Source organism: Rhodovulum sp., assembly GCF_011048875.1.
GTDB lineage: Bacteria > Pseudomonadota > Alphaproteobacteria > Rhodobacterales > Rhodobacteraceae > Rhodovulum > Rhodovulum tesquicola.
On record NZ_DSDD01000446.1, the window covers coordinates 1 to 3,094 of the forward strand.

Consider the following 3,094-nt stretch of genomic DNA (forward strand, 5'->3'; position numbering starts at 1 on the left):
CCCGAGGCATGGACCGCGCTTTGCCCCGCCGCGCCGCTGCGCCGCCACATTCTGCTGACGCTGGACGGCACCGGGGCGATGCTGCGCCGGACGCTGGTCGCGGATGAACCCGCGGTGCAGTTCGTGATGGGGCTGGCGCGCGAAAAGCCCGCGGGGGCCGGGTTCGGCGGCGCTGTTCGAGGGCGCCTCGGGCAACGGCAAGACGCTGGCGGCCGAAGTGATCGCGGGCGAACTGGCGCTCGATCTTTACCGGATCGACCGGAGCCAGGTGGTCAGCGAATATATCGGCGAGACCGAAAAGAACCTGTCGCGCGTCTTTGCCGCCGCCGAGGCCAGCGGCGCGATCCTGCTGTTCGACGAGGCCGACGCGCTGTTCGGCAAACGCTCCGAGGTGCGCGACAGCCATGACCGCTATGCCAATATCGAGGTCAGCTACCTATTGCAGCGGATGGAATCCTATCCCGGCCTCGCGATCCTGACGACGAACCAGAAATCGGCGCTGGATGCGGCCTTCCTGCGGCGGCTGCGCTTCGTCGTGACCTTCCCCTTCCCCGATGCACCGGCGCGCGCCGCGATCTGGGCGCGGATCTTTCCCGCCGCCACGCCGACCTCGGGGCTCGATCCCGCGCGGCTGGCGCGGTTGAACCTTGCGGGCGGGGCGATCCGCTCGGTCGCGCTGAGCGCGACCTACCTGGCCGCCGACACCGGCGGGCCGGTCACGATGGCCCACGTTCTGGCCGCCGCCGAACGCGAATACGCCAAGCTGGAAAAACCCTTCACCGCCGCGGAACGGACGGCGCTGGAATGACGCCGCAACGCATCACGATCCGGATCGACGCGCTCAGCATCACGGGCGGGCCGGTCTCGCGCGCGGCCCTTGAACGCGCCATCGCCGGGGCGGTGGCCGGGCTGGCCCGCAGCGTGCGCGAAGGAACAGGCCCATGACCCACGCCCCGCCGCAACCCGCCCAGCCCGCCTGCGCCGCGCGCGTGCAGGCCAAGCCCATGCTCGGTCGCCCGGGTGACCGGTTCGAGCAGGAGGCCGACCGCATCGTCGATACCGTCACCGCCGACCGCCCCACACCCCTGACTGGCCCCTTGCCGGTCACGCCGCTGATCCAGCGCCAGCCCGACGAGGAAGAGAAGCGCAAGAAGGAGGACGAGGTGCAGATGAAATCCACCGGTGGACCCGCGGCATCGGCGCACGCGCCTGCACGCTGGGCCGGAACATCGCCTTCGCCCCGGACGAATACGCCCCCGAAACCCGTGAGGGGCGGCACCTGATGGCGCATGAACTGACCCATACCTTGCAGCAGGGCCAGGGGGTTATCCGGCGCACGGGCGAAGAGCGCTTCCCCGCCGCCGCCCAGCGCCGGGTCCGAGACCGAGGAAGCTACCGCCGCGCCCGCACCGCGCACCGTCTCGCTGGGGGTCGAGGCGCTGCCCGGAACGCTGCCGGCGGGAACCTCGCTCGACTGGACCATCGTGCCCCCCGATCCGGGCTGCACGATCGCCAAGGATCCGTCAGACGAAACCCGCGCCACGCTGACCATCGGCAACACGGCAGGCACTGTCACCGTTCAGGTGGCGGACAACACCGGCACCAATTCCGACCGGGTCGAGGTGAGGATCACATGACCGGTTTTCCCCATTCCCCCCGGCTGACCCGCGCGGGGCTGGTGCTGATCGAGCCGGGCAGCGGGGCGGTGCGCCGAATCGTGGCGTTGCAATACGCCGCCGAGACGCTGAGCCGTCGGCTGAGCGCGCAGGCGGTCGAGGGCGAGGGCGCGCGGGCGCATCCGCTGCGGCTGACCGGCTCCGCGGTCGAGACCGGGCTGTTCCCCGCACTTGCCGCGCTGGAATCGATGCTGCACCCGACGGTCGCGCAACTCGAACGCCAGGGCGCCCAGCGCCGCAGCGGCAGTTTCGAGATCACGCCCGTCGAACCCCCGCTGGCGCTGTTCGTCTGGAGCCGCAGCCGCGTGGTGCCGGTGCGGCTGGCCGAACTGTCGATCACCGAGGAATTCTTCGACCCCGCGCTGAACCCGATCCGCGCGCGGGTCAGCCTGACGCTGCGGGTGCTGTCGGTCTCCGATCCGGGCTTCGACCATCGGGGCGGCGGGCTGTTCATGGCCTATCTGCAAGGCAAGGAGGCGCTGGCCGCACGCGCCGCCGCCGGGCAGCTGGGCGAGTTGGGACTTGGGGGGCTGCCGACATGAAGAACCCGATCCAGGCGATGTTCGAGGCGGGCATCGTCGAGCGCACCGATTTCCCGCCCGAAAGCCGCTATCACGGCATCCCGACCACGCAGGTCACCGGGCCGGACGGCCAGCCGGTGAGCTGTCTGAAATGCCGCCTCGCGCCACCGCCCGAGGAATTTGCCCTGCGCCATCTGCGCGAGACGAAACAGGGCGAGCGGCTGGACCGCATCGCCGCGGCCGAGACCGGCGATCCGGAAATGTTCTGGCTGCTGATGGATGCCAATGGCGCGCTCTGGGCCAAGGACCTGGAAGCGCCGGAGACCACGATCCGCATCACCTGGCCGCGCGGCGTGCCCGCGCCGCCCGAGGAATAGCGCCATGATCAAGGGCATCGACCTGACGCTGCTGTTCGGCCCGGGCATCCCGGTCCCCACCCCGGCCTCGGTCATCGACGCCCTGCAATCGGTCAGCATCGAGGACAATTCGGGCGAGACGCAAAGCGGGTTCTCGATGGAATTCGCAGTCGAGAAGGACTCGCCGCTGAACACCGTCTTCCTGCTTGCCGGCGGCTCGGCGCTGCCGATTCTGCGGGTGGCGCTGGTGGCCACGGTGAACGGGCAGGCCAGCACGCTGATCAACGGCGTGGTCACCCGCACCGCGCTGACCCCCGGCACGGGCGGGGCACCCGGAACGCTCGGCGTGCAGGGCAAGGATCTGACCGCGGCGATGGAGATCGTCGATTTCCCGGGCCTGCCCTATCCAGCGATGCCACCCTTTGCCCGCGTCGCGATGATTCTTGCGAAATACGCCTGCTTGGCGTGATCCCGCAGGTGATCCCCTCGGTCGAGGGTCCGCCGCTGCCGACAGACCGCATCCCGCACCACCAGGATACCG

The 3,094-nt window shown here is 70.2% G+C and carries 7 protein-coding genes; 6 read left to right on the plus strand and 1 reads right to left on the minus strand.

Annotated elements, in window-relative coordinates; genetic code table 11:
* On the minus strand, window positions 1-195 hold a 195-nt coding region (locus tag ENN83_RS15105; RefSeq protein ID WP_287188369.1), incomplete at its 3' end, for a hypothetical protein.
* A gap of 22 nt (window positions 196-217) precedes the next feature.
* Between ENN83_RS15105 and ENN83_RS15110 the strand changes: the two genes are divergently transcribed.
* The 6 genes from ENN83_RS15110 (at window position 218) to ENN83_RS15140 (ending at window position 3,022) form a co-directional block, all read left to right on the plus strand.
* Window positions 218-808, plus strand: a complete 591-nt coding sequence (locus ENN83_RS15110) for an ATP-binding protein (protein WP_287188371.1) — start codon at window positions 218-220, stop codon at window positions 806-808.
* On the plus strand, window positions 805-945 hold the full coding sequence (locus ENN83_RS15115; RefSeq protein WP_287188373.1) for a hypothetical protein: 141 nt from the start codon (window positions 805-807) through the stop codon (window positions 943-945). The genes ENN83_RS15110 and ENN83_RS15115 overlap by 4 nt, the downstream gene beginning before the upstream one ends.
* Window positions 946-1,484: 539 nt before the next feature.
* Window positions 1,485-1,637, plus strand: a complete 153-nt coding sequence (locus tag ENN83_RS15125) for a hypothetical protein (protein ID WP_287188377.1) — start codon at window positions 1,485-1,487, stop codon at window positions 1,635-1,637.
* A complete protein-coding gene (locus tag ENN83_RS15130; RefSeq protein ID WP_287188379.1) occupies window positions 1,634-2,218 on the plus strand; it encodes a hypothetical protein in 585 nt (194 codons plus the stop codon). Before ENN83_RS15125 ends, ENN83_RS15130 begins: the two co-directional genes overlap by 4 nt.
* Entirely contained in the window at window positions 2,215-2,574 is a 360-nt protein-coding gene (locus ENN83_RS15135) for a hypothetical protein (protein ID WP_287188381.1), read from the plus strand. The genes ENN83_RS15130 and ENN83_RS15135 overlap by 4 nt, the downstream gene beginning before the upstream one ends.
* Before the next feature lie 4 nt (window positions 2,575-2,578).
* Window positions 2,579-3,022, plus strand: a complete 444-nt coding sequence (locus tag ENN83_RS15140; protein ID WP_287188383.1) for a hypothetical protein — start codon at window positions 2,579-2,581, stop codon at window positions 3,020-3,022.
* Window positions 3,023-3,094 lie beyond the last annotated feature (72 nt).

What these genes read in the sequence shown, in the direction of transcription:
- ENN83_RS15115 (WP_287188373.1), top strand. Translation starts at nt 805, where the DNA reads ATGACGCCGCAACGCATCACGATCCGGATCGACGCGCTCAGCATCACG.
- ENN83_RS15130 (WP_287188379.1), top strand. Translation starts at nt 1,634, where the DNA reads ATGACCGGTTTTCCCCATTCCCCCCGGCTGACCCGCGCGGGGCTGGTG.
- ENN83_RS15135 (WP_287188381.1), top strand. Translation starts at nt 2,215, where the DNA reads ATGAAGAACCCGATCCAGGCGATGTTCGAGGCGGGCATCGTCGAGCGC.
- ENN83_RS15140 (WP_287188383.1), top strand. Translation starts at nt 2,579, where the DNA reads ATGATCAAGGGCATCGACCTGACGCTGCTGTTCGGCCCGGGCATCCCG.